This is a genomic window from Streptomyces sp. NPDC033180, assembly GCF_055577645.1.
This window is the reverse complement of record NZ_JBVIPU010000014.1, coordinates 36,939-63,899: the sequence shown is the minus strand read 5'-3', so window position 1 is coordinate 63,899 and position 26,961 is coordinate 36,939. Positions and strand designations below refer to the sequence as shown.

The 26,961-nt window shown below is 71.2% G+C and carries 23 protein-coding genes and 1 pseudogene; 7 read left to right on the top strand and 17 right to left on the bottom strand.

The window, feature by feature from the left end:
- Nucleotides 1–412 precede the first annotated feature (412 nt).
- The gene (locus ACZ5WE_RS30295) at nucleotides 413–1,783 is read left to right on the top strand and encodes a PAS domain-containing protein (protein ID WP_467689707.1); all 1,371 of its coding nucleotides are present in this window, start codon (nucleotides 413–415) and stop codon (nucleotides 1,781–1,783) included.
- 51 nt (nucleotides 1,784–1,834) lie between these two features.
- Nucleotides 1,835–1,987, top strand: a pseudogene (locus ACZ5WE_RS30290) (DUF3459 domain-containing protein); the annotation flags it as partial.
- A 130-nt stretch (nucleotides 1,988–2,117) separates the two neighbouring features.
- Here ACZ5WE_RS30290 and ACZ5WE_RS30285 read toward each other — a convergent pair.
- The 4 genes from ACZ5WE_RS30285 to ACZ5WE_RS30270 are packed head-to-tail and all read right to left on the bottom strand — an operon-like array spanning nucleotide 2,118 to nucleotide 5,597.
- Entirely contained in the window at nucleotides 2,118–3,353 is a 1,236-nt protein-coding gene (locus ACZ5WE_RS30285; RefSeq protein ID WP_467689709.1) for an ABC transporter permease, read from the bottom strand.
- Nucleotides 3,350–4,051 (bottom strand): ABC transporter ATP-binding protein, encoded by a 702-nt coding sequence (locus ACZ5WE_RS30280; protein WP_467689710.1) that lies wholly within the window; start codon nucleotides 4,049–4,051, stop codon nucleotides 3,350–3,352. Before ACZ5WE_RS30280 ends, ACZ5WE_RS30285 begins: the two co-directional genes overlap by 4 nt.
- The gene (locus ACZ5WE_RS30275) at nucleotides 4,048–5,115 is read right to left on the bottom strand and encodes a peptidoglycan-binding protein (RefSeq protein WP_467689712.1); all 1,068 of its coding nucleotides are present in this window, start codon (nucleotides 5,113–5,115) and stop codon (nucleotides 4,048–4,050) included. Before ACZ5WE_RS30275 ends, ACZ5WE_RS30280 begins: the two co-directional genes overlap by 4 nt.
- Entirely contained in the window at nucleotides 5,112–5,597 is a 486-nt protein-coding gene (locus tag ACZ5WE_RS30270; RefSeq protein WP_467689714.1) for a hypothetical protein, read from the bottom strand. The genes ACZ5WE_RS30275 and ACZ5WE_RS30270 overlap by 4 nt, the downstream gene beginning before the upstream one ends.
- A 143-nt stretch (nucleotides 5,598–5,740) precedes the next feature.
- On the opposite strand from ACZ5WE_RS30270, the gene ACZ5WE_RS30265 reads away from it, so the two are divergent.
- Both ACZ5WE_RS30265 and ACZ5WE_RS30260 read left to right on the top strand, forming a co-directional pair.
- A complete protein-coding gene (locus ACZ5WE_RS30265) occupies nucleotides 5,741–6,409 on the top strand; it encodes a response regulator transcription factor (RefSeq protein ID WP_467689716.1) in 669 nt (222 codons plus the stop codon).
- Nucleotides 6,410–6,471: 62 nt separating this feature from the next.
- Nucleotides 6,472–7,623, top strand: a complete 1,152-nt coding sequence (locus ACZ5WE_RS30260; RefSeq protein WP_467689826.1) for a sensor histidine kinase — start codon at nucleotides 6,472–6,474, stop codon at nucleotides 7,621–7,623.
- 50 nt (nucleotides 7,624–7,673) lie between these two features.
- On the opposite strand, the gene ACZ5WE_RS30255 is transcribed toward ACZ5WE_RS30260, so the two are convergent.
- Complete coding sequence (locus tag ACZ5WE_RS30255; protein ID WP_467689717.1) at nucleotides 7,674–8,438, bottom strand: SIS domain-containing protein; 765 nt, start codon at nucleotides 8,436–8,438, stop codon at nucleotides 7,674–7,676.
- A 263-nt stretch (nucleotides 8,439–8,701) separates the two neighbouring features.
- Here ACZ5WE_RS30255 and ACZ5WE_RS30250 point away from each other — a divergent pair, with 263 nt between their 5' ends.
- Both ACZ5WE_RS30250 and ACZ5WE_RS30245 read left to right on the top strand, forming a co-directional pair.
- A complete protein-coding gene (locus tag ACZ5WE_RS30250) occupies nucleotides 8,702–9,394 on the top strand; it encodes a metal-dependent transcriptional regulator (RefSeq protein ID WP_467689719.1) in 693 nt (230 codons plus the stop codon).
- 565 nt (nucleotides 9,395–9,959) lie between these two features.
- A complete protein-coding gene (locus ACZ5WE_RS30245) occupies nucleotides 9,960–10,823 on the top strand; it encodes an alpha/beta fold hydrolase (RefSeq protein WP_467689720.1) in 864 nt (287 codons plus the stop codon).
- 16 nt (nucleotides 10,824–10,839) lie between these two features.
- Here ACZ5WE_RS30245 and pdxH read toward each other — a convergent pair whose 3' ends face one another.
- Nucleotides 10,840–11,604: a pyridoxamine 5'-phosphate oxidase gene (pdxH, locus tag ACZ5WE_RS30240; RefSeq protein WP_467689827.1), complete on the bottom strand. Its 765-nt coding sequence runs from the start codon at nucleotides 11,602–11,604 to the stop codon at nucleotides 10,840–10,842.
- Between the two features lie 294 nt (nucleotides 11,605–11,898).
- Here pdxH and ACZ5WE_RS30235 point away from each other — a divergent pair, with 294 nt between their 5' ends.
- Nucleotides 11,899–12,999 (top strand): citrate synthase 2, encoded by a 1,101-nt coding sequence (locus ACZ5WE_RS30235; RefSeq protein ID WP_467689722.1) that lies wholly within the window; start codon nucleotides 11,899–11,901, stop codon nucleotides 12,997–12,999.
- A gap of 93 nt (nucleotides 13,000–13,092) precedes the next feature.
- On the opposite strand, the gene ACZ5WE_RS30230 is transcribed toward ACZ5WE_RS30235, so the two are convergent.
- From ACZ5WE_RS30230 to ACZ5WE_RS30180, 11 genes are all read right to left on the bottom strand, one after another.
- Complete coding sequence (locus ACZ5WE_RS30230; protein WP_467689723.1) at nucleotides 13,093–13,692, bottom strand: TetR/AcrR family transcriptional regulator; 600 nt, start codon at nucleotides 13,690–13,692, stop codon at nucleotides 13,093–13,095.
- Complete coding sequence (locus ACZ5WE_RS30225) at nucleotides 13,680–14,414, bottom strand: enoyl-CoA hydratase family protein (RefSeq protein ID WP_467689724.1); 735 nt, start codon at nucleotides 14,412–14,414, stop codon at nucleotides 13,680–13,682. The genes ACZ5WE_RS30230 and ACZ5WE_RS30225 overlap by 13 nt, the downstream gene beginning before the upstream one ends.
- 36 nt (nucleotides 14,415–14,450) lie before the next feature.
- Entirely contained in the window at nucleotides 14,451–15,617 is a 1,167-nt protein-coding gene (locus ACZ5WE_RS30220; RefSeq protein WP_467689726.1) for an acyl-CoA dehydrogenase family protein, read from the bottom strand.
- Nucleotides 15,614–17,509: an acetyl/propionyl/methylcrotonyl-CoA carboxylase subunit alpha gene (locus tag ACZ5WE_RS30215; RefSeq protein WP_467689728.1), complete on the bottom strand. Its 1,896-nt coding sequence runs from the start codon at nucleotides 17,507–17,509 to the stop codon at nucleotides 15,614–15,616. The genes ACZ5WE_RS30220 and ACZ5WE_RS30215 overlap by 4 nt, the downstream gene beginning before the upstream one ends.
- Before the next feature lie 10 nt (nucleotides 17,510–17,519).
- Nucleotides 17,520–19,121: an acyl-CoA carboxylase subunit beta gene (locus ACZ5WE_RS30210; RefSeq protein ID WP_467689730.1), complete on the bottom strand. Its 1,602-nt coding sequence runs from the start codon at nucleotides 19,119–19,121 to the stop codon at nucleotides 17,520–17,522.
- On the bottom strand, nucleotides 19,118–20,800 hold the full coding sequence (locus tag ACZ5WE_RS30205; protein WP_467689829.1) for an acyclic terpene utilization AtuA family protein: 1,683 nt from the start codon (nucleotides 20,798–20,800) through the stop codon (nucleotides 19,118–19,120). Before ACZ5WE_RS30205 ends, ACZ5WE_RS30210 begins: the two co-directional genes overlap by 4 nt.
- A 56-nt stretch (nucleotides 20,801–20,856) precedes the next feature.
- A complete protein-coding gene (locus ACZ5WE_RS30200) occupies nucleotides 20,857–21,693 on the bottom strand; it encodes a TIGR03084 family metal-binding protein (protein ID WP_467689731.1) in 837 nt (278 codons plus the stop codon).
- 76 nt (nucleotides 21,694–21,769) lie between these two features.
- Nucleotides 21,770–22,747: an EamA family transporter gene (locus tag ACZ5WE_RS30195; RefSeq protein WP_467689733.1), complete on the bottom strand. Its 978-nt coding sequence runs from the start codon at nucleotides 22,745–22,747 to the stop codon at nucleotides 21,770–21,772.
- Between the two features lie 154 nt (nucleotides 22,748–22,901).
- Nucleotides 22,902–23,408 carry a cupin domain-containing protein gene (locus tag ACZ5WE_RS30190; protein ID WP_467689735.1) on the bottom strand — a complete coding sequence of 169 codons (507 nt, stop codon included), beginning with the start codon at nucleotides 23,406–23,408 and terminating at the stop codon, nucleotides 22,902–22,904.
- 341 nt (nucleotides 23,409–23,749) lie between these two features.
- A complete protein-coding gene (locus tag ACZ5WE_RS30185) occupies nucleotides 23,750–23,956 on the bottom strand; it encodes a hypothetical protein (protein ID WP_467689736.1) in 207 nt (68 codons plus the stop codon).
- Nucleotides 23,957–24,146: 190 nt separating this feature from the next.
- The gene (locus ACZ5WE_RS30180) at nucleotides 24,147–26,957 is read right to left on the bottom strand and encodes an FAD-binding and (Fe-S)-binding domain-containing protein (RefSeq protein ID WP_467689738.1); all 2,811 of its coding nucleotides are present in this window, start codon (nucleotides 26,955–26,957) and stop codon (nucleotides 24,147–24,149) included.
- Nucleotides 26,958–26,961 lie beyond the last annotated feature (4 nt).

Sequence of the window (26,961 nt, the reverse complement as noted above, 5' to 3'; positions counted from 1 at the left end):
GCCTGCGGAAAACGTAGTCATCGAAGAGCGCCTTTTCTCTGACCTGTAGGCCTGCCTCGATATGGCCTGATGGTCTTGATGACTGGGGCTGATCACTCGGCCTGTCCCGCGAGGGGCCAAGCTCCGACTTGAGCCGAAGAGCGAGTGATCTCCCTTCGTGTGTGTCCGTTGCCGACGCTATCGATCACCCGGCTCCGGGCATCTGAAGCACTCGACGCCAGCCGTTTGTGCGAATCTTTGGACGTGCGTCTGATTCTGGGCACCCCGCCCCCGCTCCACATTTCGCGGGCAACGATTTCGTTCGACTTCTGGGAAGTACCTGTGGGCTGCGTCACGTTCGAGTTCAATGATCTGACGTGCGGTACACGCGGAACATGCAGCTCATGAGGACACGGCCTGCAGGGGGTGCCAGGTGAGTGCTTCCCGGCGTAGCGGAACCACCGACGAGCTGGGGCCTGAAGAACCCGAGCCCGGTGGGGCCGAATTGCTCGCGGCATTGCTGGACGGGATGGACGCCGCCCTGTGCGCGTTCGACGCCGATGGGGTGGTGACGCACTGGAATCGTGAGGCCGAGCGGATTCTCGGGTGGTCGGCGGCGGAGGCCGTCGGACGGCAGGGGTTCGCGGGGTGGGCGGTGCGGACCGCCGACGCCGAGGAGGTCGAGGCGCGGCTCCTGTCGGCCATGGAGGCGCACGGGCGGCAGGTGCACGAGTTCGCGCTCCTGACGAAGGACGGCGGGCGGGTGCTCGTGCGGACGCAGTCGGCGGCCGTGCGGGGCGGGGACGGGAAGCCCTCCGGGGTGTACTGCGCGTTCAGCGAGGTTCATGCGCAGATCGACCTGGAGCGGTCCATCGCGCTGAGCGAGGCGTTGTTCGAGAGCGCGTCGTGGGGTGTGGTGCTCGTCGATGCCGATCTGCGTCCCGCCGTGGCGAACGAACATGCCGCGCGGGCCCTGGGCATGGGGCGTACGGCCTTGCTGGGGCGGCCCCTCGGGGAGTTGCTCGGGCAGGGTGTGGAGGAGCTGGAGAGCGCGCTGAGTCATGTGCTCGCCGAAGGGGCTCCGCCGGCGCCCGCCGAGATGTGGGTGTCCGTGCGGGCCACGGAGAGCGGTGAGCCGGAGCGACGTTGCTGGCGCAGCGGCTTCCTGCCGCTCGCGTCGCCGCTCGCGGAGGAGCCGGTGCCGCTGGGGGTCGCCTGGCTCTTCCTGGACGTGACGGAGGCCAAGCAGACGGAGCAGGAGGCGGCGCAACTGCGCTTCCGCTCGCAGCAGTTGCACCGAGCCGCGCGGGCTGCGGGCGAGTGCGAGGACCCGACGGAGGCGGCCACCGTCCAGCTGGACTTCGCGCTGGCCGGTTTCGCCGATCACGCGTTGATCGATCTGGTGGCGGGTGACGAGGATCCGGTACGGCTCGTGCGCGCCGCCGCCACGCCCGCGGGCGCTCCCGGCCCTTGCCTGCCGGTGGCCAAGGCAGGCCTGCCCGTCCGCTATCCGCCGGGTCACCCGGCCCCGCAGTGCGTGGATCGGGTGGGTTCCGTACGGGCGAGTGCCGGCACCGCGCCGCCGGAGCGTGCCCGGGAGTGGGCGGCGGCCAGGCAGTGGCCGGAGGACTCCGTCCACGCTCTGTGCACGGTGCTGCGCAGTCGGGGGCGGACGTTGGGGGTGGTGACGTTTCTCCGGGGGGCGTCCCGTGCCCAGTTCGAGCGGGCGGATGCGGTGTACGCGGAGAGCGTCTCGGCGAGGGTTGCGGCCTCGCTTGACCTGGCCCAGGTGCTGGGCGGCTGAGGGCTCGGCCCTCCTCCCCCCGGAGGGGGGCTCCCTGCGGGGGCGGGTGTTCGAAGCCGCCACGTCCCCGCCGTCCGGTGGGCGGGTGATCAAGGCCGCCGCTGCGCGGCGAATCTGTCCCACCCACCCATCACCCGGCGGTGTCCGCCGCCGGGCAAACGGGTGGGCGGGTGGGGAGAATCCGCCGCGGAGCGGCGGCCTTGAGACCGGCCGGCGGCCAGCCGAGACGCATCCGCCTTGAGACCGGCCGGCGGCCAGTCGAGACGCATCCACCCAGGCCCTGGCCCCCGGCCCCCCGGCCCCCCGGGGGCCCGAATTCCGTCCGCCCGGCCGGCTAGGCCGCGTGCAGCGCCAGCGTCGGGGACAGGCGGGCCGCCCGTACCGCGGGGTACAGGCCCGCCACCGTCCCGATGACCAGCGTCGCCCCGAATCCGCCGCTGACCGCCCACAGGGGGACCACCCAGGGGAGCCCGCCCGACGCCGCGTACGCGGCCGTCGCCGCCGCGCCCAGAGCGATTCCCGCGAGGCCGCCGAGGCCCGACAGCATCAGGGACTCCGTCACGAACTGGATCCGGATCTGCCCCTTCGTCGCGCCCATGGAGCGGCGCAGGCCGATCTCGTACCGTCTCTCCAGGACTGAGATGATCATGGTGTTGGCCACTCCGACGCCTCCCACCAGCAACGCGATCCCGCCCAGTCCAAGCAGCAGCGTCGAGAACGCGCCCTCCGTCGCCGCCTTCGCCTGCAGCGCCGATGACGGGTCGGTGACCTGGACGTTGCGGGGGTTCTCGGGGTCGATCGAGGCGGCGAGCAGCTTCCGGACATCGTGTACCGAGGCGTCGGTGGACCGCTCGTACACCGACGTGGGTCGGCCGTCGAAGCCGAGTTCGCTCTTCGCCGCGTCCCAGCCCACGAGGGCCGAGCGCTCCACGTCGGGCGAGAGCGGCAGCGGGTCGAGGATGCCGACGACCGTGAAGTACCGGTCGTCCACCCAGACTTGCTGACCGGCCCGCGTGATGCCGAGGCGGTCCGCCGCGACATGGCCGAGGACGATCGACGGGTAGCGGCTGTTGGCTGCGTTGAACCACGTACCGCTGCCCATCTCGCCGCGCAGCACCTTCAGCAGACCCTCGGTCGCCGCCCTGACGGCGATGCCGCCGGTCTCGTCCTCGGGGATCTTCTCGCTGCGCCGCACGGTGTTCTCGAGGTCGCCGGTCGCGCCGACGTCCTGTACGCCCTCCACGCGGGAGACCCGGCCCGCCGCGTCACGCGGCAGTACCACCTTCTCCCCGGAGAACATCGGCTCCCCCGGGGCGGCCACCAGCATGTTCGTACCCAACTCATCCAACTCCTCCATGAGTTGGGCCTTGCTCGATGAAGAGATGCCTACCACCGCGATCATCGTCGCTATCCCGATGGCGATGCCGAGCGCGGAGAGCACGACCCGTACCGGGCGGCTGCGCAGGCCCGCCGAGCCGACGTGCAGGACATCCCGCGGGCCGAGCCGCGCCGCCCTCAGCCGGGCGCTCCTGACCCGCTTCACATGCTTGACTCGCTTCGTACGGATCATCCGGCGAACACCTCCGACGCGGTCGCGGAGCGGTCATCCGCCACCACCTGCCCGTCCCGGATCCGCACCTGCCGCGGCAGCCGCTCGGCGATCTCCGTGTCGTGGGTGATGACGGCGATGGTGGCGCCCTCCGCGTTGAGGTCGTGCAGGAGCTCCATCACCGCCTCGCCGGACGCGGAGTCCAACGCCCCGGTCGGTTCGTCGGCCAGGAGCAGGTCCGGCGCCCCGACCACCGCGCGCGCGATGGCGACGCGTTGTTTCTGGCCGCCGGAGAGTTCGTGCGGGCGGTGTTTCATGCGGTCCGCGAGGCCGACCCGGTCAAGGGCTTCCGCGGCCCGCGCGCGGCGCTCCGCGCGCGGGAGCCCGGAGTACAGGAGTCCCTCCGCCACGTTGTCGCGCGCGCTGATCCCCGGTACCAGGTGGAACGCCTGGAAAACGAAGCCGATGTGCCGTGCGCGCAACGCGGAGAGGCTGCGGTCGGCGAGCGTCGCGACGTCGTGTCCCGCGATGGCCACCGAGCCCTCCGAGGGGCGGTCGAGCGTGCCGATGATGTGCAGGAGGGTCGACTTTCCGGACCCGGAGGGGCCGACGATGGCGAGGAGTTCGCCCTCCTGCACCGTCAGGTCCACGCCACGCAGGGCGGCGACCCCGCCCGGATATTCCTTGGTGACCCCGCCCAACTCCACGACGGCGCTCATATCTTGGGCACCCCGACCTTCATGCCGTCCTTCAGACCGCCGCCGGTCACCTCGACCCGCCCTTGGCCGAACATGCCGAGCTCGACCTCCACCTGGCGGGCGCGGCCGTTCTCGACGACCTGGACGCCGTAGCCACCGCCGGGCAGCGCGAGGAGGGCGTTGACCGGGACGGACAGGACGTCCTCGCGGGTCTCTCCGGTGAGGTTCACCGTGACCGGGGACTGGTCGAAGCCGTCGACCTTGCCGGGGTCGTCGAAGGAGACCGTCACCGGGATCTTGGGCGTCTTGTCGGCCGGGTCGTCGCCCGGCTTGGCGGTCTTGCCGACGGAGGCGACCTTGCCCTTGGCCGTCGAGCCGTCCGGCAGGTCCACGGTGACCTTGGTGCCCACCTTGGCGAGCTTCCCCTCGGCGACGTCGAGCTGGAACCGTACGACCCGCTCGGAGCCCGTGGTGCTGAGCACCGGTTTGCCCGGCGCGACCTGGTCGCCGACGGCCGAATCGGTGGACTTCACGCGGACGCCGCCCGGCGAGAAGGCGATCTGGTCGGGGCCGACGCGGCCCGTCTGCTTGCGCTCGTGCGCCTTCTGCCACTGCTTGACGGCGTCCGCCGTACCCGCCGTGTACTCGTCGTCGACGGCGAGCCCGGCGCCGTAGCCGAGCGCCTGGAGGTTCTCCTCCAGCTGCCGTACGTCGTTGCCCTCGTCGCCGGTCTTCAGCGTGCGGTACATGGGCTCGGTGCCGTACATGAGGCGCACCGGGACGCCGTTGACCTCGTACAGGCGCCCGTCGCGCTTGATCGTCGAGCCGCTGCCGGCGGACCAGGTGAGGGTGCCGGTGGTGCCCGCGTTGACCTTGCGTTCCTTGGCGTAGCCGAGGGTGCCGTCGGTCTGGGTGCCGCTGCTGAGGTCGCCGCGTTCGACGGGGGCGGTGGCGGGCGGCAGGCCGGCGTCCTGGCTGACGGACCCGTCCTTGCCGTTGTCGGCGAGGGCCGTGACGGCGACGCCGCCACCGGTGATGGCGAGCAGGGCCACGACGGTGGCGACGACGGCGGTGCGGCGCCTCACGCGACGATGTCCTTGCACGCCTTGGCGGCCTTCTCCATCTTCTTCGCCTCGGCGCCCTTGGGCATCTTCTGGGCTTTCATGACGCCGCCGTCGAACTTCGGGTCGGGCATGTCGAAGCCGTTCTTGCGCATGCACTGGGCGTACTTGAGCATCTTGTCCTTGTCGGCCTGCGAGGGAGCGCCGCCCGACATTCCGCCCCCCTTGCCCATGCAGGCCTTCATGGCGGCCTCCATCTTCTCCTTGCTCAGGTCGCCGCCGATGGTGATGCCGCGGGTGTCCTCGCCGGACTTGGGCTCGGGCACCTTCAGGCCGTGCTTGCGCAGGCACTCGCGCTCCTTGAGGGCGGCGTCGGCCTGCTTGCCCTTGCCGCCGTCGGCCTTGTCCTGGCTGCTGTCGCCGCCGCCTGAGGAGCAGGCACCGGCGAACAGGGCGAGTGCGGCGAACCCCGATGCGATGGCGGTCGAGCGCGTACGAGTCCTCATGGCAGTCCTCATGGCTTCCCCTTCACTGGTCGCGTCGGCGCGGCAGCGCACCGACGCGCTCAGGCTGACGGGAAGGGAGGTTTCGTTTCTCTCAACGGAGACGCTTACACCGACGAAAGGTGCACTTCAGGTACACAGGGCCGATGCGCGTACTGCTGGTGGAGGACGAGGAATTTTTGGCCGAGATGATCGCCGACGGGCTGCGCCGCGACGCGCTCGCGGTCGATGTCGCGGCCGACGGCCTGACGGCGCTGCGCAAGCTCCAGCTCGGCGAGTACGACGTCGTCATCCTGGACCGGGATCTGCCGGGCCTGCACGGCGACGAGGTGTGCCGCAGGGTGGTGTCGCAGCGGCTGCTGACCCGCGTTTTGATGCTGACGGCGTCGGCCACGATCAGGGACCGGGTCGCGGGCCTGGGTCTTGGCGCCGACGACTATCTGACGAAGCCCTTCGCGTACGACGAGCTCCTGGCCCGTGTCCTCGCCCTCGGCCGCCGCACGCGCCCCGCGCTCCCGCCCGTGATCGAACGGGCGGGCCTGGTCCTGGACACGGCCCGCCGCCAGGCGAGCCGCGACGGCCGCCATCTGGCGCTCTCCCGCAAGGAGTTCGCGGTCCTTGAGGCGCTGCTGCGGGCGGAGGGCGCGGTGGTCAGCGGCGACGACCTGATCGAACAGGTCTGGGAGGAGGACACCAGCTACCGCACGAACGCGGTCCGCGTCACCCTCTCCAAACTCCGCACCAAACTGGGAGACCCCCCGGTGGTGGAGACGGTGCCGGGCGCGGGCTACCGGATCGCGGGCTGGTCGGCGTGAGGCGGCTGCGCATCGGCCGACTCAGCAGCGAACGCGGCCGCCTCACCGCTCTGTACGGCGGCATGCTCCTCCTGGCGGGAGCGCTGCTCACCGGGCTCGTCTACTTCCTGGTGCGGCAGGGGCTCTACTCGACGATCAGCACCGCCGTCACCACCGCCGTTCCGGCGCGCAGGCTGAGCCCGCCCTGGCGGATGCCGACCCCGGCCCCGTCCGCGTCACTCGCCAGGCGGGTGCCCGCCGACGGCGTCTCGGCCAACGACATCACGCAGGGCCTCGCCGTCACGAAGATCAGCGATGTCGCCGAGCAGGCGGCCCTGAGCCGGCTGCTCACCGTCTCCATCATCGTGCTGTTCGTGTACGCGGTGCTCTCCATCCTGCTCGCCTGGTGGATGGCGGGCCGCGTCCTGCACCCGGTGGCGGTGATCACCGGCACAGCGCGGCGCCTGTCCGGCGAGAATCTGCACGAGCGCATCGCGCTGGACGCCCCGCCCGGCGAGCTGAAGCAGCTGGCCGACACCTTCGACGAGATGCTCGGGCGGATAGAGCAACTGGTCAGCGCGCAGCAGCGGTTCGCCGCCAATGCCGCGCACGAGCTGCGCACCCCGCTCGCCGTGCAGCGGGCCGCCGCCGAGATCGGTCTCGCGGGTGAGCCCGACGCGCGGCAGGTGGCCCGGATCCGTACGAAACTCATCTCCGTGGCGGACGACAGCGAGCATCTGATCGAGGGGCTGCTGTTCCTCGCCACATCGGAGCGGGGGATCGAACGGCGCGAGCCCATCGCCCTCGATGTCATCGCCGACGTGGTGGCGGAAGGGCTCACCGTCCGGGCGGCCGAGCGGGACGTCACCCTCTCCCTGCACGCCGATCCGCTCACCGTGTCCGGGGACGGGGTCCTCCTGGACCGCCTGGTGCACAACCTGGTGGCGAATGCCGTGGACTACAACGTCAAGGGCGGTCGGGTCGAGGTGCGCACCGGTCCCGACGGCGTCGAGGTCACCAACACCGGCCCCGTCGTCCCCTCGGAGACCGTCCCGCACCTCTTCGAGCCCTTCCGGCGCCTTCGGGAACGTACCCACGCGCGCGGGGAGGGCGCGGGGCTCGGTCTGTCCATCGTCGCCGCGATCGCCCGCGCACACGGCGCACAGGCGTTCGCGGAGGCGAACGGGGAGGGCGGAGGGCTCACTGTCCGAGTGCGATTCCCATCGGCCCGCTGAGCACCTCTTCAGCGGCGCTCAGCGGTCCGGCGAGCGCCCCTCAGCGGCGCTCAGCGCCGGTAGAAGATCCGGTCTCCGTACTCCTCGAAGACCTTGCCGTTCCAGTCGTGTCCGCCGTCCACGTTCCCCGACCGGAGCAGCGGCGGTTCGAGGCCGCGTCCGGCGAGAGCCTCGACGGCGGTCGCCATCATCGCCTGCATGATCGCGTTGGTGACCACGCTGGAGGCGGGCCCGAAGGGCGTCTCGACCGTGTCGAGGCTGAGCTCCGCGTCGCCGAGGGCGATCTTCGAGTCGATCACCACGTCGCAGTGGTCCTTCAGGAAGGTGCCGGACACGTGCCGCGATTTCGTCTCCGTCGCGTACGCCACCGACGTCACCCCGATGACCTTCAGGCCGAGTGCGCGGGCGTTCATCGCCATCTCCACGGGCAGCGAGTTGCGCCCGGAGAGCGAGATGATCACGAGTACGTCGCCGGGGCGGGCCGGCGAGGAGTCCAGGACGGCGCCCGCGAGCCCGTCCACCCGCTCCAGGGCCGAGCCGAGCGTGGCGGGCATGACGTCGATGCCGACGACTCCGGGGACGGCGAGGAGGTTCATCAGGGCGAGGCCGCCCGCGCGGTAGACGACGTCCTGGGCGGCGAGCGAGGAGTGTCCGGCGCCGAAGGCGAAGAGCCTGCCGCCCGCCTCGACCGCGTCGGCGAGCAGCGCGCCCGCCGCATCGACGTTCCCGCCCTCCTCGTCGCGCACACGGCCGAGCAACCCGATCGCGGCGTCGATGTACTGACCGGCCAGCTTGCTCTCGCTCTTCGAGCCCATGCGCCGAGGAACCTTTCCGGGTACGTATGTGTTCTGTAGTTACGTGGTCCGTACGCACGTCTGCACGTATGTCCTGTGTCCTGCACGCTCTTCCCGTGTGCCGCGGATCACGTTGCGGTCTGGACCAGTGCCCTGTCAATACGGCTCGAGCACGCCGTCCAGGCCGCCTGGACCGGGTTTTCCCCTGGCCGACCCGGTTGTCAGCGGTATGCGTCAGACTTGAGGGCAGGGCCGGCCGCACGAGCGAAATCTGAGGGGCACCCATGTCGGGGCTTATTGACACCACTGAGATGTATTTGCGCACCATCCTCGAACTGGAGGAGGAAGGTGTGGTCCCCATGCGCGCCCGGATCGCCGAGCGTCTCGACCAGAGCGGGCCGACGGTGAGCCAGACGGTCGCGCGCATGGAGCGCGACGGCCTGGTGTCCGTCGCGAGCGACCGCCATCTGGAGCTGACCGAGGAGGGCCGCAGGCTCGCCACCCGCGTCATGCGCAAGCACCGCCTGGCGGAGTGCCTGCTTGTCGACGTGATCGGTCTGGAGTGGGAGCAGGTCCACGCGGAGGCGTGTCGCTGGGAGCATGTGATGAGCGAGGCGGTGGAGCGCCGCGTCCTGGAGCTCCTGCGCCACCCCACCGAGTCTCCGTACGGCAACCCGATCCCGGGCCTTGAGGAGCTGGGCGAGAAGGACGGGGCCGACCCGTTCCTGGACGAGGGCATGGTCTCCCTGGTCGACCTGGACCCCGGCGCGGAGGGCAAGACCGTCGTGGTGCGCCGCATCGGCGAGCCGATCCAGACGGACGCTCAGCTGATGTACACGCTGCGGCGCGCGGGTGTGCAGCCCGGCTCCGTGGTGAGCGTGACGGAGTCCGCGGGCGGGGTGCTCGTGGGCAGCAGCGGTGAGGCGGCCGAGCTGGACACGGAGGTCGCTTCGCACGTCTTCGTCGCCAAGCGCTGAGGCCGCCGGACCGGAGCTCGGCGAGATCCGGCTCCTGTTACCGAGAGTTCGTGTCAACTAGCGGTAACGGTTGGGCAGTTGTGAAGACTCCGGGATCGAATGGGGTCCAAGATTCAGTGTGCGGAATCGCAGCGCCCGGACGCTTTGCGTGCGAGGCTGTCGCGAGAGGCATATGACCTGAGGGCTCTTGACCGGGTCGGCGCCGGGTCTGGCCGCCACGGCCGTGGGAGGGGGCAGGAGAATGTGCCCATCTGGTGAGCGGGAGCGCGTTCGCGTGCGGAGCGAGGGCCCCGGCGCCCTTGAGCGCCGGGGCCTGTCCTCCCCTGTTCTGACCCGGAGCCCCGAGCTCCCAGGGTCATCCCCCTCGGACCGATATCCCCGAGCGGTCCGCCTCCCGATGAAGATCTCCCCTCGGCGGCGGCGGCCAATCCTTGAGCGTGGTCACTCGAAGGAGGGGTGTTGCCGGCGATCTGGCCGCTTTCGAAAGAGAGTTCGATAGCGTGCGGGGGTGCGTGACAGAACCAGGCGATCAGCCCGAGATGATTCAAGGGGGGTGCCAGGAACCATGGTGCGGCGCATTGACGTGACGGGCACGGGCGGCGTACGCCTTGCCGCCTGGGAGTTCGCCGATCCTCCGAAGTCCAGGGAGACGGACGGGCCGCCCGGCGGCGTGCTGTTACTGCACGGCCTGATGGGCAGGGCATCGCACTGGGCGGGCACGGCCCGCTGGCTCGCCGAGCGACATCGCGCGGTCGCACTCGACCAGCGCGCGCACGGGCAGAGCGACAAGCCCCCCGAGGGCCCCTTCACCCGCGAGGCCTACGTGGACGACGCCGAGGCCGCGCTCGTCCAGCTCGGCCTCGCTCCCGCCGTCCTCGTCGGCCACTCCATGGGTGCGCTCACCGCCTGGCAGCTCGCGGCGAAGCGCCCCGACCTCGTCCGCGCCCTGATCATCTGCGATATGCGGGCCTCGGCACTCGGCGCCGCGTCGCAGCGCGAGTGGGAGGACTGGTTCAAGGCCTGGCCCGTGCCCTTCGCCACGCTCGCCGACGTACGGAAGTGGTTCGGCGAGGACGATCCCTGGGTCGAGCGGCCCAACCCCTCACGCGGCGAGTTCTTCGCCGAGGTGATGACCGAGGGCCCGGACGGCTGGCGCCCCGTGTTCGACCGCGACCAGATGCTGAAGTCCCGCGAGACCTGGGTGTACGACGCCCACTGGGAGGATCTGGCCCAGGTTCAGTGCCCCGCCCTGGTCGTGCGCGGCCTTGACGGCGAACTGGGCCGTGCCGAGTCCCAGGAGATGGTCCGCGTGCTGCCCCGCGGGGCGTACGCGGAGGTGGCCGATGCCGGGCACCTCGTGCACTACGACCAGCCCGAGGCCTGGCGCGAGGCGATCCAGCCGTTCCTGGACGGAGTCCTGACGGGGTAGTGCGCGCGAGAGCCCGTCACGGGCTGAGGCGTTCGACCGTCCAGCCCGAACCGGCCGCTCCCGCGTCCTGCTCCGTCCGTACGTAGCGCAGGCGGTCGTGCAGGCGGTTCGCCCTGCCCTGCCAGAATTCCACCGTCCTCGCCGCGACACGGAAGCCGCCCCAGTGCGGAGGCGCGGGCACCTGCTCGCCCTCCGGGTAGCGCGCGTCCAAGTCGGCGTACGCGCGGTCCAGTTCATCGCGCGTGGCGATGACCGAGGACTGGGCGCTGGCCCAGGCACCGAGCTGGGAGCCGTGCGGGCGGGTGCGGAAGTACGCCACCGTCTCCTCGCGGGCGACGCGCTCCGCCGTGCCCGTGACGATGACCTGGCGGGTCATCGGGTGCCAGGGGAAGAGCAGCGCGATGTTCGGGTTCTCGGCCAGTTCGCGGGCCTTGCGGGACTCGTAGTTGGTGAAGAAGACGAAGCCGCGCTCGTCGTACCCCTTCAGCAGGACCGTGCGTGAGCTGGGGCGGCCCGCGGCGTCCACCGTGGAGACGACCATGGCGTTCGGCTCGTACAGCTTGCCCGCGTCGGCCGCGGCGAGCGCCTGAGTGAACCACATCGCGAACAGCTCGACGGGCGTGGCGGGCGCATCCGCCTCGACGAGTCCGTCGAAACCGTAGTGGGCACGTATGGCTGCGGGATCCGACACGGGAGAGACGGGAGCGGTAGATGAGGAGGCTGATGCGGAGGCCGATGAAGAGGCGGCGGCTGGATCGGTCACGCGGTCATCTTGCCGTATACGAAGGGCCGTCCGACGGGGTGCCGAGCGCCACGGGGAGGTGACGTGTGGCACTGAGTGCCGCATACCATCGCCAAGGGTGGCACCAAGGGATATCGTTCCGCTGCCGTATCGGTTGGGTGACCACCAGCCGCACGGGGCATCACCGGGATGACCGATCCGGACCGCGAGTCGAAAGCCGGCTGTCAAAGCACCGGCAGACCGCGGAACCAGACCGAGAACGCCCGCTTCTGACACATGGTCACGAGCTGTCTGTCACCACCATCTGTCGTACACATCACGAGGAGCCGCCCGATGTCCGACTTCGTACCCGGACTTGAAGGAGTCATCGCGTTCGAGACGGAGATCGCCGAACCGGATAAGGAAGGCGGCGCGCTTCGCTATCGCGGCGTCGACATCGAGGATCTGGTCGGCCACGTCTCCTTCGGCAACGTCTGGGGCCTGCTCGTCGACGGTGCCTTCAATCCCGGCCTGCCGCCCGCCGAGCCGTTCCCGATCCCGGTGCACTCCGGCGACATCCGCGTCGACGTCCAGTCCGCCCTCGCGATGCTCGCCCCCGTGTGGGGCCTGAAGCCGCTCCTGGACATCAGCGAGCAGGAAGCACGCGACGACCTGGCGCGCGCCGCCGTCATGGCACTCAGTTACGTCGCCCAGTCCGCCCGCGGTCAGGGCCTGCCGATGGTGCCGCAGCGGGAGATCGACAAGGCCGACACGGTCGTCGAGCGGTTCATGAAGCGCTGGCGCGGCGAGCCCGACCCCAAGCACGTCCAGGCCGTCGACGCCTACTGGACGTCGGCCGCCGAGCACGGCATGAACGCCTCCACGTTCACGGCCCGCGTCATCGCCTCGACAGGCGCGGACGTGGCGGCGGCGCTGAGCGGGGCCGTGGGCGCGATGTCCGGGCCCCTGCACGGCGGGGCGCCCTCCCGTGTCCTCGGCATGATCGAGGAGATCGAGCGGACGGGCGACGCGGTCGCGTACGTGAAGCAGGCGCTGGACAAGGGCGAGCGGCTGATGGGCTTCGGTCACCGGGTGTACCGGGCCGAGGACCCCCGCGCGCGGGTCCTGCGCCGCACGGCCCGCGACCTGGGCGCTCCGCGCTTCGAGGTGGCCCAGGCGCTGGAGAAGGCCGCCCTCGACGAGCTGCACGCCCGCCGACCGGACCGCGTCCTTGCGACGAATGTCGAGTTCTGGGCCGCGATCGTCCTCGACTTCGCCGAGGTGCCCGCGCACATGTTCACGTCGATGTTCACGTGCGCGAGGACCGCGGGGTGGTCGGCGCACATCTTGGAGCAGAAGCGGACGGGGCGGCTTGTCCGCCCCTCGGCCCGGTACATCGGCCCCGGGACGCGGGACCCCCGGGATGTTGAGGGGTACGGGGACATCGCGCGGTAGGGAGGCCTTGGCAGCCGTCATCACCGGCTGCGCCGAGTTCGTCCTCAAACGCCGGACGGGCTGAAATCCAGCCCGCCCGGCGTTTGAGGACGCTCAGCGCAGCGCCCCCTCCACCAGCCTCGCCCACTCCCCCACCACTCGCTCCCGACGTGCCCTGTCATCCGTGAGCAGGTTCGCGAGGCCCAGGCCCCGCGCCATGTCCAGGAGCCCCTGGACCGTCTCCCGCACCCCGGGTCGGGACTCGTCCGCGCCCAGCAGCTGTACCGCTATCCGGTGCGTCTCACGCCCCACCCTTGCCTCCAACTCCGTTACACGGGAGCCGAGTTGAGGCTCGTTCGACGCCGCCACCCACAGATGCAGCGCCGCCCGGAACAGGGGCCCTGTGTAGAGGTCGACCAGGGCGGCGACCACGGAGGCCCGGTCCTGGGCCGGAAGCTCCCGCAGCGCGGTCGAGCGCTGCTCGGCCACGTACTCCACCGCCGCCGTGAACAGGTCCTCCCGCGTCGGGAAGTGATGCTGGGCCGCACCGCGTGAGACCCCGGCACGCTCGGCGACCACGGACACCGTGGACCCCGCCCAGCCGCTCTCGGCCAGGCACGCCACCGCGGCCTCCAGGAGCCGCTGCCGGGTCGCACGGCTGCGGTCCTGCTTGGGCGAGCGATCGGCACGGTCAGCCGCGGTCACAGCACCCATGGGCACTCCCGTCGTTCGAGGAACGCCCCCATCCCCTCCCGCGCCTCCGCCGATGCGAAGAGCCGCGCGGACAGGGCGATGAGGGAGTCCGTGTGGTGGTCGAATGCGTCGAGCACCCTAGCCGTGAGCAGCTTCTTCGTCTCGGCCAGGGCCTGCGGCGCCCCCTTCCGCAGCCCATCGAGGAGCGGCGAGAGCTCCGCGTCCACGTCCCGCCCGGCCACCGTCACCAGACCGATCCGCGCCGCCTGCGCCCCACCGAAGTGCTCCCCGGTGAGGAAGTAGCGGGAGGCCGCGCCCGGGACCAGCCGGGACAGGAGCGGCATGGAGATGACCGCGGGCGCCACCCCGATCCGTACCTCCGTCAGCGCGAACGACGCCCCCGGTCCCGCGCCCGCCATGTCGCACACGCCGAGCAGCCCGAGCCCGCCCGCCCGCACGTGCCCGTCCACCCGGGCCACCACCGGCTTCGGCAGCTCCACGATCTGCCGGAGCAGCCCCACGAAGACCGCGGGGTCCGGCGGCTCCCGCAGATCGGCGCCCGAGCAGAACGTCGTACCGGTGTGCGTGAGGACGATCGCGCGTACGGCGGGGTCCTTGCCGCAGTCGTCGAACGCCTCCGCGAGTTCCCGCAGCAGCCCCGCCGAGAGAGCGTTGCGGTTGGCGGGGTTGTCCAGGGTGAGCGTGGCGATGCCGCGCTCCTGGGGCGTGTGCACAAGTGCCATCAGTCCTCCAGCGGTTGGCGGTGTCGGAGGAGCGCCTCAGTACGACTTGGGCAGGCCCAGCGTCTGGTGCGACACGTAGTTGAGGATCATTTCCCGGCTCACCGGGGCGATCCGCGCCACCCGCGACGCCACGATCAGCGAGGCGAGGCCGAACTCCTTGGTCAGGCCGTTGCCGCCGAGCGTGTGCACCGACTGGTCGACGGTCTTCACGCACGCGTCGGCAGCCGCGAGCTTGGCCATGTTGGCGGCCTCGCCCGCGCCCATGTCATCGCCCTCGTCGTAGAGCCGGGCAGCCTTCTGCATCATCAGGCGGGCCAGTTCGATGTCGATGTGGGACTGCGCGAGGGGGTGCGCGATCGCCTGGTGGGCGCCGATCGGGCTCTTCCAGACGCTGCGCTCCCTGGCGTATCCGACGGCCCGGGAGAGGGCGTAGCGCGCCATGCCGATCGAGAACGCCGCCGTCATGATCCGCTCGGGGTTGAGCCCGGCGAACAGCTGGAGCAGCCCGGCGTCCTCGTCGCCCACCAGGGCGTCCGCGGGCAGCCTCACATCGTCCAGGGTCAGCTCGAACTGCTTCTCCGGCGCCTGGAGTTCCATCTCGATCTGCCGCCGCTGGAAGCCCTCGGTATCGCGCGGGACGATGAAGAGGCACGGCTTGAGGCTGCCCGTGCGCGCGTCCTCCGTGCGGCCCACGATCAGTGTCGCGTCGGCGATGTCGACGCCCGAGATGAACACCTTGCGGCCGGTCAGGAGCCAGTCGCCACTCGCCTCGTCCTTGCGCGCGGTCGTGGTGATCCGGTGGGAGTTGGAGCCCGCGTCGGGCTCGGTGATGCCGAACGCCATGGTGCGGCTGCCGTCGGCGAGACCGGGCAGCCAGGCCTGCTTCTGCTCCTCGGTGCCGAAGCGGGCGATGACGGTGCCGCAGATCGCGGGTGAGACGACCATCATCAGGAGGGGGCAGCCCGCGGCGCCCAACTCCTCCAGGACGATGGACAGTTCGGCTATGCCGCCGCCTCCGCCACCGTACTCCTCGGGGAGGTTCACGCCCAGGTAGCCGAACTTGGCCGCGTCGGCCCACAGTTCGTCGGGGTGGCCTTCGCCCGCCACGACCCGGGTCATGTAGTCGCGGCCGTACCGCTTGCCGAGTGCGGCGACGGCCGCGCGCAGGGCCTGGTGCTCTTCGTTCTCGAGGACGGTGCTCATACGGATTGCTCCTCCTGTACGACGCCTGTGACGCCGTCGACGTCTACGACTGCGAGCAGCGCGCCGACCTCGACCTGGCGGCCGGGCGTGGCGTGCAGGGCGGTGAGCGTGCCGGAGGCGGGAGCCGAGATGCGGTGCTCCATCTTCATGGCCTCCAGCCAGACGAGGGGCTGCCCGGCGGTGACCCGCGCCCCCTCCGTGAGCCCGTCGGCAAGGCGCACGACGGTGCCGGGCATCGGGGCGAGCAGGGAGCCGGGCGACTGCCTGGTGGTGGGTTCGGGGAGCAGCGGGAGCGGGGTGAGGGCATCGTTGCCGACGTACACGCGATCATCGCCGTAACGGCTCACGGGGAACTGCCTTCGCACGCCGTCGACTTCGAGCACGACGAGCTCGCCACAGACGGAGAGCACCCGCGCCCCTTCCGCGCTCAGCCCCTCCCGCGTGTGCCGGTAGCGCACCTCGTGCTCGACGCCGTCCGGCTCGCTCCGAAAGAGCTTGACCTGCGGCTGCGACGCGAGGTTGCGCCAGCCGCCGAACCGCGAGCGACCGTGCGCGTCGGCGAGCGCGGCGGCCAGCGGGGCGTGCGGATCCGGGGCGGGGCCCACGAGCTCGGCGATGTGCCGGTCGTAGAAGCCCGTGTCCATGCGACCCTCGACGAACTCCGGGTGCCGCAGGGACCGTACGAGCACCTCCCTGTTGGTGACGGGCCCGTGGACGACCGCGCGCTCCAGCGCTCCGGCGAGGGCGCGCAGGGCCTGCGCACGCGTGGGGGCGTACGCGATGGCCTTGGCCAGCATCGGGTCGTAGTGGACGCCGATCGTGTCGCCGTCCACATACCCGGTGTCGAGTCGCACGCCGGGCACAGAGAGCCGGTGCAGGGTGCCGGTCTGCGGGGCCCACTCCGCGGCCGGGTCCTCGGCGTAGAGGCGGGCCTCCACGGCGTGACCGCGCGCGGGCGGCGGCTCCTCCGAGAGGCGTGCGCCCTCCGCGACCTGGATCTGCAGCGCCACGAGATCGATGCCGAACACGGCCTCCGTGACCGGGTGCTCGACCTGCAGCCGGGTGTTCATCTCCAGGAAGTGCGCCCGGTCGCCCGCGACCAGGAACTCCACCGTGCCCGCCCCGCGGTACCCGGTCACGCGCGCCGCCCGCACGGCCTGCGCGTGCAGCTCATCGACGAGCCCGTCGGTCAGCCCCGGCGCCGGTGACTCCTCGATGACCTTCTGATGCCTGCGCTGGAGCGTGCAGTCCCGGGTGCCGAGCGCCCAGACCGTGTCGTACGCGTCGGCCATGATCTGCACCTCGACGTGCCGGCCGCCCTCCAGATAGGGCTCGACGAACACTTCGCCGTCCCCGAAGGCGCTGGCGGCCTCCGCGCGGGCGGCGGCCAACTCGCCCTCCATGGCGGCCAGTTCCCGTACGACGCGCATGCCACGCCCGCCGCCACCGGCCGCCGCCTTCACCAGAACCGGCAGATCGGCTCCGGTGACCTTCCCGAGGGGCGCGATGCCCATGAGCTCCTTGGCGCGCGTCTTGGAGGCCATGGACTCGATCGCCTCGGGCGAGGGCCCGATCCACACGAGCCCGGCGTCCAGGACGGCGCGCGCGAAGTCCGCGTTCTCGGAGAGGAAGCCGTAGCCGGGGTGGACGGCGTCCGCGCCGGCCGCCTGCGCGGCCTTCACGATGAGTTCGCCGCGCAGATACGTGTCGGCGGGCGTCGCGCCGGGCAGCCGCACGGCGGAGTCGGCCTCGCGGACGTGCAGGGCGTCCGCGTCGGCGTCGGAGTACACGGCCACGGTGGCGATGCCGAGGTCGCGGCAGGTGCGGAAGACGCGGCAGGCGATCTCGCCGCGGTTGGCGACGAGGATGGCGTTGATCGTGGTGGTGATCATGGGGAGTTCCTCACATCCGGAAGACGCCGAAGCCGCCGCGCGCGCCCTCGTAGGGGGCGGTGTGGATCGCGGACAGGCACAGGCCGAGGACCGTGCGGGTGTCGCGGGGATCGATGACTCCGTCGTCGTAGAGACGCCCGGAGAGGAACATCGGCAGGGACTCCGACTCGATCTGCTGCTCCACCATGGCGCGCAGGCCCGCGTCCGCGTCGTCGTCGTAGGGCTGCCCCTTCGCGGCGGCGGAGGCGCGGGCCACGATCGACAGGACCCCTGCCAGCTGCTGCGGCCCCATGACGGCCGACTTGGAGCTGGGCCAGGCGAAGAGGAAGCGCGGGTCGTAGGCACGCCCGCACATGCCGTAGTGCCCGGCTCCGTACGAAGCGCCCATCAGCACACTCAGATGCGGCACACGCGAGTTCGACACGGCGTTGATCATCATCGCGCCGTGTTTGATGATCCCGCCCTGCTCGTACTCCTTGCCGACCATGTAGCCGGTGGTGTTGTGCAGGAAGAGCAGCGGAATGTCCCGCTGATTGGCCAACTGGATGAACTGCGCGGCCTTCTGGGACTCCTCACTGAAGAGCACACCCTGTGCGTTGGCCAGAATCCCGATGGGATAGCCGTGCAGTGCGGCCCACCCTGTCGTGAGACTCGATCCGTAGAGCGGCTTGAACTCGTCGAAGTCGGAGGCGTCGACGATGCGGGCGATGACCTCGCGCGGATCGAAGGGAACCTTCAGATCACCCGGCACGATGCCGAGCAGCTCGTCCGCGTCGTACGTGGGCGGCTCGACGGCCACGGCCGGATCGGCGTACGCCTTGCGCCAGTTGAGCCGCTTCACGACCCGCCGCGCCTGCCGCAGCGCGTCGCGCTCGTCCTCGGCGAGATAGTCCGCGAGGCCGGAGGTACGGGCGTGCATCTCGGCACCGCCGAGCGACTCGTCGTCGCTCTCCTCACCGGTGGCCATCTTCACCAGCGGCGGGCCGCCGAGGAAGACCTTGGCCCGCTCCTTGACCATGATCACGTGGTCGCTCATGCCGGGGACGTACGCGCCGCCCGCCGTGGAGTTGCCGAAGACGACGGCGACCGTCGGGACACCGGCGGCTGACGACTGGGTGAGGTGCTTGAAGAGCGCACCGCCCGGAATGAAGATCTCCTTCTGGGACGGCAGGTCGGCGCCCCCGGACTCCACGAGATGGATGGAAGGCAGCCGGTTGGCGTGCCCGATCTCATGGGCGCGGAAGGCCTTCTTCAGGGTCCAGGGGTTGCTCGCACCGCCGCGCACGGTCGGGTCGTTGGCGGTGATCAGACACTCCACGCCCTCCACGACGCCGATGCCGGTCACCATCGAGGCACCGACGGGGTAGTCGCTCCCCCAGGCGGCGAGCGGCGACAGTTCGAGGAAGGGCGTGTCGGGGTCCAGGAGCAGCTCGATCCGCTCCCGGGCGAGCAGCTTGCCGCGCCCCCGGTGCCGGGCCACGTACTTCTCGCCGCCACCCTCAAGAGCCTTGGCCTGCTCGGTGTCGAGCTCGGCGAGCTTGGCGAGCATGGCCTCGCGGTGCTCGCCGTACTCGGCGCTCGCGGGGTCGAGCGCGGACGCGAGGACGGTCACGGGAGTACCTCCGTCGATTCGGTCGCTGCAGTCGTTTCCACCGCGTCGAGGAGCGCGGCCGGTATGTCGGTGTGGCGGGCGCGCAGCCACTCGCCGAGGCCCTTGGCCTGCGGATCGAAGCGGGCCTGGGACGCGACGCCCGCGCCGAGGATCCCCACGACGACGAAGTTCAGCGCCCGCAGATTCGGCAGCACATGCCGCACTACGCTCAACTGACGCGTTTCCGGAAGGAGTTCACGGAATCGCTCGACGGTCAGCTCATGCGCGAGCCACCGCCAGGCGTCATCCGTGCGCACCCACACCCCCACGTTCGCGTCCCCGCCCTTGTCACCGCTGCGGGCCCCGGCGACGAGGCCGAGGGGAGCGCGGCGGGTGGGGCCGTCCGGCAGGGGCGGGGGCAGGGGCGGCTCGTCCGGTTCTTCGAGTACGAGGGTGTCGCCGACGCCCGCGACGGGGTGCCGCTCACCGCCGGGCAGGACGGCCACATGGTCGACGGTTCCGCGCTCGACGTACGCGGCTTCGAAGACTCCGTAGGGTGCGCCCCTGCCCGGGGGCGCCGTCACATGGAATCCGGGGTAGCTGCCGAGGGCCAGTTCGATCGCGGCGCCGCTCAGGGCGCGGCCGACGGGGTCCTGCTGCGGGTCGCGCACGACGAGCCGCAGGAGGCCGGAGGCGGCCTCTTCACTCGGCGCGTCCGGCCGATCGGTACGGACAAGCTCCCAACCGACCTCCTGTGGCCGGGCCTTGGCCCGCCCGAACGCGTCCTCGACCTGAGCACGGACGAGATGAGCTTTCGCCTCCACATCGAGGCCGGTGAGGACGAAGACGACTTCGTTGCGGAAGCCGCCGAGCCGGTTGAGCCCCGCCTTCAGGGTCGGCGACGGTGCTTCTCCCCGCACACCCGCGACGCGCACCCGGTCGGGCCCCTCCTGGGTGAGGGTGACCGTGTCGAGCCGGGCGGTGACGTCGGGCCCGGCGTACCGGGCGCCGGAGGTCTCGTACAGCAACTGCGCGGTGACCGTGCCGACGTCGACGAACCCGCCCGTGCCGTCATGCTTGGTGATGACGCTGGACCCGTCCTCGTGGATCTCGGCGACCGGAAAGCCGGGCCGGCGCAGCTCCCGCTCCGAACGCTCGGCGAAGAAGGCGTAGTTGCCCCCGGTGGCCTGCGTCCCGCATTCGAGGATGTGCCCGGCGACGACCGCACCCGCGAGCCGGTCGTGGTCACCGTCTCCCCACCCGAAGTGCGCGGCGGCGGGCCCGCTGACGAGGGCGGCGTCGGTCACGCGCCCGGTGACGACGACATCGGCACCGGCCCGCAGACAGGCGGCGATCCCGGCGCCGCCGAGATAGGCGTTGGCGGCAAGGGTGTCCGGAAAACGCCCCCCTAGATCATCTCCCTCCACATGCGCGACCCGCACGGTGATCCCCAGGCGCTCGGCCAACTCCCGCACACGATCGGCGAGTCCACCGGGGTTGAGCCCGCCGGCATTGGAGACGATCCTGACTCCCCGCTCCTGGGCGAGCCCCAGACACTCCTCCAACTGCCTCAGGAAGGTCCTCGCGTAGCCGCGCGCGGGGTCCTTGAGCCGGTCACGCCCGAGGATCAGCATGGTCAGTTCGGCGAGATAGTCGCCGGTGAGGACGTCGAGCGGCCCGTCGGTGAGCATCTCCCGCATGGCGTCGAAGCGATCGCCGTAGAACCCGGAGGCATTACCGACCCGCAGCGGCCCGGTCACCGCCCACGCTCCTCGGCCGGCCGCCCGCCTTCCACGACAGGCCGTCCCGCCTTCCTGGCCGGCCTCCCCGCCCCCGCCGGCCCCGCGAAGGCTTGCGCGACACCGAGCCACCGCTCGGCGTCGACGCCCTCCGCACGCACGGCGAGATCGTCCCGGTGCGCTCGCTGCGTGACGAGCAGACAGAAGTCCACCGCGGGCCCGGTCACACGCTGTTCGGCATCCTCGGGCCCACTGACCCACAGCTCGCCCGAGGGCAGCCGGAGCTCAACCCGAAAGGAACTCGTGGGCGCACTCAGTCCCCGTACCCCGAAGGAGAAGTCCCGGGTGCGCACGCCGATGTGAGCCACGTGCCGCAGCCGGTCGGTGGGGATCCGCTCCACACCCAGCGCGTCGGCGACGTCCTGGCCGTGGGCCCAGGTCTCCATGAGCCGCGCGGTAGCCATGGAGGTGGCCGACATGGGCGGCCCGTACCAAGGGAAGCGGGCGCCGCGCGGGGCGGCGATCAACGCCTCCAGCAGGGCCTCACGCCCACCCCGCCACCGCTCGAGCAACTCACCGGGCGGCAGCGCGGCCCCTTCCCCGGCCCCGTCATCGACAAAGGACTCAGGAGCCGCGAGGGCCTCCTCGACGAGCCGGCCGAAGGCGTCACCATCGGTGACGGCGATCAGCGCGGCCCGATCGGTCCAGGCGAGATGGGCGACCTGATGGACGATGGTCCACCCGTCGGCGGGAGTGGGCAGCGCCCAGCGGGTATCACCCAACCCCGCCACCAGCTGGTCGAGTTCCTCGCTCTCACGGCGCAGATCGTCGAGTACGGGCACAGCTTCGGACACGGAGCGCTCCCCTCGGGGCACGGCGGTGTGCCCCGGAGCATGGCAGCGCCCGGAGAAACAAGCAAGCGTGCTTGCATTACTTTCCGGACGTCTCCGGGACCGGTTCCGCCGCGTCCGCGACCACGGCTTCGGGGGCGGACCCCGACACGACGTCCCCGGAACCACGCGGCTTCCCACGCCCGACCTGGGTCCGCACTGCACCCATGCTGGCGGCGATGACCAGCGAGATGGCCAGAGCCTCGTTCACGGAAAGAGCCTGGTTCAGGACGAGGAACCCGGCGACGGCCGCGATGGCCGGTTCCAGACTCATCATGATCGCGAAGGTGGAGGCGGGAAGCCGTCGCAGGGCGAGCAGCTCAAGCGTGTACGGCAGCACGGAGGACATCACGGCGACGGCCGCACCAAGGGCGAGCACCTCGGGCCGGACAAGCTTCTCCCCGGACTCGATGAGGCCGAGCGGCAGAAAGAGAACAGCCGCGACGACCATCGCGAGGGCGAGCCCGTCGGCCTGCGGGAAACGACGTCCCGTACGGGCACTGAACATGATGTACGTGGCCCACATGGCACCGGCACCAAGGGCATAGGCCACACCAGCCGGATCGAGCCCGCTGAAGCCGCCCCCACCCCCCAGCAGGAAGACACCGCACAGGGCCAGACCGGCCCAGACCAGATTCACGGCACGGCGCGACGCGAGAACAGATAGGGCGAGCGGCCCGAGCACCTCGAGCGTCACAGCCGGCCCCATGGGAATCCGAGCGACGGACTGATAAAAAAGCCCGTTCATCCCGGCCATGGCCACCCCGAAGGCGACCACGGTCCCCCAGTCGGCCCGCGAGTGCCCCCGCACCTTGGGTCGGCAGACGATCATCAACACCAGAGCGGCGAAGGCGAGCCGCAGGGTCACGATGCCGAGGGCTCCGGCCTTGGGCATCACGCTCACGGCGATGGCCCCGCCGAACTGGACGGATACGCCGCCCGCGAGCACCAGCCCGACGGGCCCGAGGGCACCCCACCGCCCACCGGGTGCCGCCTGACCACTCCTCGACGCGTCCACAACCGACCCTTCCACGTTCTACGACGTCAACCAGTCCACTCACCTGAACTGCCCCGTCCAAGGTAGTAGACCACGTCAGGATTGTGGAGCCCTTTCACTGCTGTACGCAACCGGCGTCCACATGCCGACGCGTCTGGCGCCCGCCACGAGCGAGTCACGAGCCGGCGAGAGCCTCCCGCCACACAGGGCTGTCGACGTAGTGGTTGTCGAAACGCTCGGAGGACTCCGCGATCTTCTTCGGATCGACCTCACCGCGCATCACGCTGCCGAGGAGACGCAGGTAGTCGAAGCGGCCCATGCCGGGCGTGAAGACGAACAGCACGTCCGCCTCGCAGCCCGGGGCCGCGGCGAAGGCGTGCGGGGTGTGCGGAGGGACGGCGAGGAAGTCGCCGGCACCGAGGACAGTGATCTCATCGCCCACCAGGACCCGCAGCGAGCCACTGATCACGAAGAAGAGCTCGGTGGCCTTGGTGTGCAGATGCGCGGGAGCTCCCACAGCCCCCTCCGCGAACGAGGACCGATAAGCGGTGAACCCACCACCAGTCCCGTCCGCCCCGTCCGTGTCGGCGAGGAAGGTCATCACGCTGCTCGGATCGGCACTGGTCTCGGCCTCGGACGCACGGGTGAGGAAAGCGGCGAAGTCGGCGTTCGTGCTGCTCATGGCGGTAACTCCTTCAGTCCTGCGACGCGATCGCGCCGTGCTGTGACCACCACTCTATGAACCGGAAAGACCCCTGACAGAGTGCAATTCAACTCCAAAAACGGAGGTCAATTACCACACGTCGAGCTTCTCCGGCCTGCTGCCATGGAACCCCGTCCGCCCCGCCCTGACGGCCCTCGTCGGCCGCGCGATCCTGGCCGGTGGGTTCGCGGCGGCCTGGGACACCTTCGAGGGTCCGGGACTACGCGGACCGCAACATCGCCAACGAGGACTCCTACGTGGCCTGTGCCGACGGCGGCTGGTTTCCGTTGGTGAGGGTCGGCCTCGTGGTGTCGCTGCTGCTACTCGTCCTGGGACTTCTCGTCGTGTCCGTCCCGCACGCCGCGTACGCCGTCGCCGAGTCCCACTCCACGCGCGACGGCGGGCCGCTGACCGTCCGCGAGTTGTGGCGGCGCACCCGCGGGCGCTTGCCCGCCGCCGTCGCCGTCAATGTGCTGGGCGGACTGCCTGTGGGTGCCATGGCTCAGCGACGACAACGTGTGGATCACCGGCGTACTGGTACTGATCCTGCCCACAGCCGTGGCCCTGCTCCTGCTGCCTCCGCTGGTCATGCCGCTGGTGAGTGGGACGTTCGCCCGCCTCCGCGGAGAACTGCGGGCGCGTGAGGGGGCCAGGGCCGGGCGTCCGGCTGGCTAGGAGGGGGGCGGCTGGGCGCCCCCCTTCTCCCGAGCCCCCACCTCAGGACTCCCCCAGGCCCTCCGCCAAGACCTCCGCCAAGTGCCGCCCCCGCGCCCCCTCCCCCAGCTGTTCCAGTTGGGTTCGGCAGGAGAAGCCGTCCGCCAGGATCACCGCCCCGCGCTCGCTCCCCGCCTTCACCGCCGGCAGCAGCTGCTCCTCCGCGCAAGCCACCGACACCTCGTAATGGCCTGCCTCGAAACCGAAGTTGCCCGCGAGCCCGCAGCAGCCCCCGCTCAACTCCCCCTCCAGGCCCGCCTTCTCCCGCAGGCGGCGCTCGGCGCCATCCCCCAGGACCGCGTGCTGGTGGCAGTGCGTCTGTCCCACCACGGATCGCCCGATCCGGGGCGGCGACCACTCCGGGGCCAGTTCCTCCAGGGCTTGCGCGAACGTCCTTACGCGAGCGGCGAGTTCCTCCGCGCGCCCGTCCTCCCCTCCCAGCAGCTCCACCAGGTCCGTCTTCAGCGCCGCCGCGCAGCTCGGTTCGAGGACCACGAGCAGGGCCCCCGAGTCCAGCAGCGGCCTCATCCGCTCCAGAGTCCTCAGCATCACCGACCGTGCCCGGTCCAGCTGGCCCGTGGACACATACGTCAGGCCGCAGCACACATCCCCCGGAGGCACCGCGACCCGCAGCCCGGCGTCCTCAAGGACCCGCACCGCCGCCCGTCCGACCCCCGGCGACAGGTAGTCCGTGAACGTGTCCGGCCACAGCACCACGACCGGACCCGACGCCCCCGCGGCCCCCCGCCCCCGGAACCAGCCACGGAACGTCTCCCCCGCCAGGCGCGGAATCTCCCTCTCCGGAGCAATCCCGCCCAACCGCTTCGCCAGCGAAGCCACCACCCCCACCCTCGCCAGTGCGTTGGCCGCCCCCGCCGTCCGCGTCCGGTTCGCGAGCCGCAGCCACAGCGGCAGCCAGCCCATCGCGTAGTGCGCCGCGGGGCGCTTGCGGCCCTCGTAGTGGTGGTGCAGGAACTCCGCCTTGTACGTGGCCATGTCCACGCCCACCGGGCAGTCCGACCGACAGCCCTTGCAGGACAGGCACAGGTCGAGCGCGTCCCGCACCTCCTCCGAGCGCCAGCCGTCCGTCACCACCTCCCCCGCGAGCATCTCGTGCAGGAGCCGGGCCCGCCCCCGTGTGGAGTGCTCCTCCTCGCCCGTCGCCCGGAAGGACGGGCACATCACCCCGCCGCCCGAACCAGCCCCCTCCGTACGGCACTTCGCGACCCCCACGCACCTGCGCACCGCCGCCGAGAAGTCCCCGCCGTCATGCGGGTAGCCGAAGGCCACGTCCACCGGCTTCCTCGGCAGCGGGTCGAAACGCAGGTTCGCGTCCAGCGGCGCGGGCCGCACCAGCATCCCCGGGTTCAGCAGGTCCGCCGGGTCCCACACCCCCTTCACCCGCTCGAACAGCCGGATGAGGTCAGTGCCGTACATCTTCGGAAGGAGCTCGGCCCGCGCCTGTCCGTCCCCGTGCTCGCCCGACAGCGAGCCCCCGTGCGCGACGACGACCTCCGCCAGGTCCTCCGAGAAGCGCCGGAAGCGCCGCACGCCCACGTCGCTCATCAGGTCGAAGTCGATGCGTACGTGAATGCAGCCGTCCCCGAAGTGGCCGTACGGAGTCCCGCGCAGGTTGTGCTCGGCGAGCAGCCCCCGGAAGTCCCGCAGGTACGCCCCGAGCCGGGCGGGCGGCACCGCGCAGTCCTCCCACCCCGGCCACGCCTCGCTGCCGTCCGGCATCCGCGTCGCCGTACCGCTGGCGTCCTCGCGGACCCGCCACAGGGCTCGCTGCCCGGCCGGATCCGTCACGACCACCGAGTCCACCGTGTCCGCGGAGACCGCCCGCGCGATCGCCTCCGCACGCGCGCGTGCCTCACGCTCGTGTGCGCCGCCCGTCTCCACGAACAGCCAGGCGCCGCCCTTGGGCAGCCCCTCGGAGCCCCGTACGAGGTCGGCCGCCATTCCCTCCACGGTCAGGGGGCCATACGAAAGCAGCCCGGAAGCCGCCTCCGCCGCGGCGCTCTCGTCGGCGTACCCGAGGACGGCGAGCGCACGCGCGCGTGGCGAATCGACGAGGCGTACGACCGCCTCCGTCACCACGCCCAGCGTGCCCTCGGATCCGCAGAAGGCGCGGGCCAGATCGACGCCCCGCTCGGGGAGCATGGCGTCGAGCGCATAGCCGGAGATGCGGCGCGGAAGCTCCGGAAAGCCCGTGCGCAGGAGCTCCAACTCGCCCTCGGCCAGCGCGCGGAGGCCCTGCGGCGCACCGGCCCAGCCCTGGCCCAGGGCGAGCCGATCGCCCGCGCCGCTCACGACCGAGAGCGAGGCGACGTTGTCGGCGGTCGTGCCCCAGGCGACCGAGTGCGACCCGCAGGAGTTGTTGCCGATCATTCCGCCGAGCGTGCAGCGGTTGTGAGTTGACGGATCCGGGCCGAAGGTCAGGCCGTGCGCGGCTGCCGCGCCCCGCAGGCTGTCGCAGATCACCCCGGGCTGGACGACCGCGGTCCGCGACTCCGCGTCCAGGGAGACGATCCGGTTCATGTGGCGGGTGAAGTCCAGGACGAGCCCGGTGCCGGTCGCCTGCCCTGCGATGGACGTGCCGGCGCCACGCGCCACGACCGGCACCCCGCGCTCCCGGCACACAGCGAGCGCCGCCGCCACGTCGTCCGCGTCGCGCGGGGCGAGGACGCCGAGCGGCACACGGCGGTAGTTGGACGCGTCCATGGTGTTCAGGGCCCGCGCGGTCACGGAGAAGTCCACCTCCCCCCGCACCGCTGCCCGCAGTTCCTTTTCCACGCCTCCGAGATCACTCATTCCC

Excerpts from the sequence above, each read along its gene's own strand:
- ACZ5WE_RS30215 (WP_467689728.1), bottom strand. The coding sequence starts at position 17,509 with ATGATCACCACCACGATCAACGCCATCCTCGTCGCCAACCGCGGCGAG.
- ACZ5WE_RS30260 (WP_467689826.1), top strand. The coding sequence starts at position 6,472 with ATGCTCCTCCTGGCGGGAGCGCTGCTCACCGGGCTCGTCTACTTCCTG.
- ACZ5WE_RS30235 (WP_467689722.1), top strand. The coding sequence starts at position 11,899 with ATGTCCGACTTCGTACCCGGACTTGAAGGAGTCATCGCGTTCGAGACG.
- ACZ5WE_RS30225 (WP_467689724.1), bottom strand. The coding sequence starts at position 14,414 with ATGGCACTTGTGCACACGCCCCAGGAGCGCGGCATCGCCACGCTCACC.
- ACZ5WE_RS30190 (WP_467689735.1), bottom strand. The coding sequence starts at position 23,408 with ATGAGCAGCACGAACGCCGACTTCGCCGCTTTCCTCACCCGTGCGTCC.
- ACZ5WE_RS30245 (WP_467689720.1), top strand. The coding sequence starts at position 9,960 with ATGGTGCGGCGCATTGACGTGACGGGCACGGGCGGCGTACGCCTTGCC.
- ACZ5WE_RS30230 (WP_467689723.1), bottom strand. The coding sequence starts at position 13,692 with ATGGGTGCTGTGACCGCGGCTGACCGTGCCGATCGCTCGCCCAAGCAG.
- ACZ5WE_RS30280 (WP_467689710.1), bottom strand. The coding sequence starts at position 4,051 with ATGAGCGCCGTCGTGGAGTTGGGCGGGGTCACCAAGGAATATCCGGGC.
- ACZ5WE_RS30265 (WP_467689716.1), top strand. The coding sequence starts at position 5,741 with ATGCGCGTACTGCTGGTGGAGGACGAGGAATTTTTGGCCGAGATGATC.
- ACZ5WE_RS30255 (WP_467689717.1), bottom strand. The coding sequence starts at position 8,438 with ATGGGCTCGAAGAGCGAGAGCAAGCTGGCCGGTCAGTACATCGACGCC.
- ACZ5WE_RS30180 (WP_467689738.1), bottom strand. The coding sequence starts at position 26,957 with ATGAGTGATCTCGGAGGCGTGGAAAAGGAACTGCGGGCAGCGGTGCGG.
- ACZ5WE_RS30270 (WP_467689714.1), bottom strand. The coding sequence starts at position 5,597 with ATGAGGACTCGTACGCGCTCGACCGCCATCGCATCGGGGTTCGCCGCA.
- ACZ5WE_RS30205 (WP_467689829.1), bottom strand. The coding sequence starts at position 20,800 with ATGCGGGAGATGCTCACCGACGGGCCGCTCGACGTCCTCACCGGCGAC.
- ACZ5WE_RS30250 (WP_467689719.1), top strand. The coding sequence starts at position 8,702 with ATGTCGGGGCTTATTGACACCACTGAGATGTATTTGCGCACCATCCTC.
- ACZ5WE_RS30220 (WP_467689726.1), bottom strand. The coding sequence starts at position 15,617 with ATGAGCACCGTCCTCGAGAACGAAGAGCACCAGGCCCTGCGCGCGGCC.
- ACZ5WE_RS30285 (WP_467689709.1), bottom strand. The coding sequence starts at position 3,353 with ATGATCCGTACGAAGCGAGTCAAGCATGTGAAGCGGGTCAGGAGCGCC.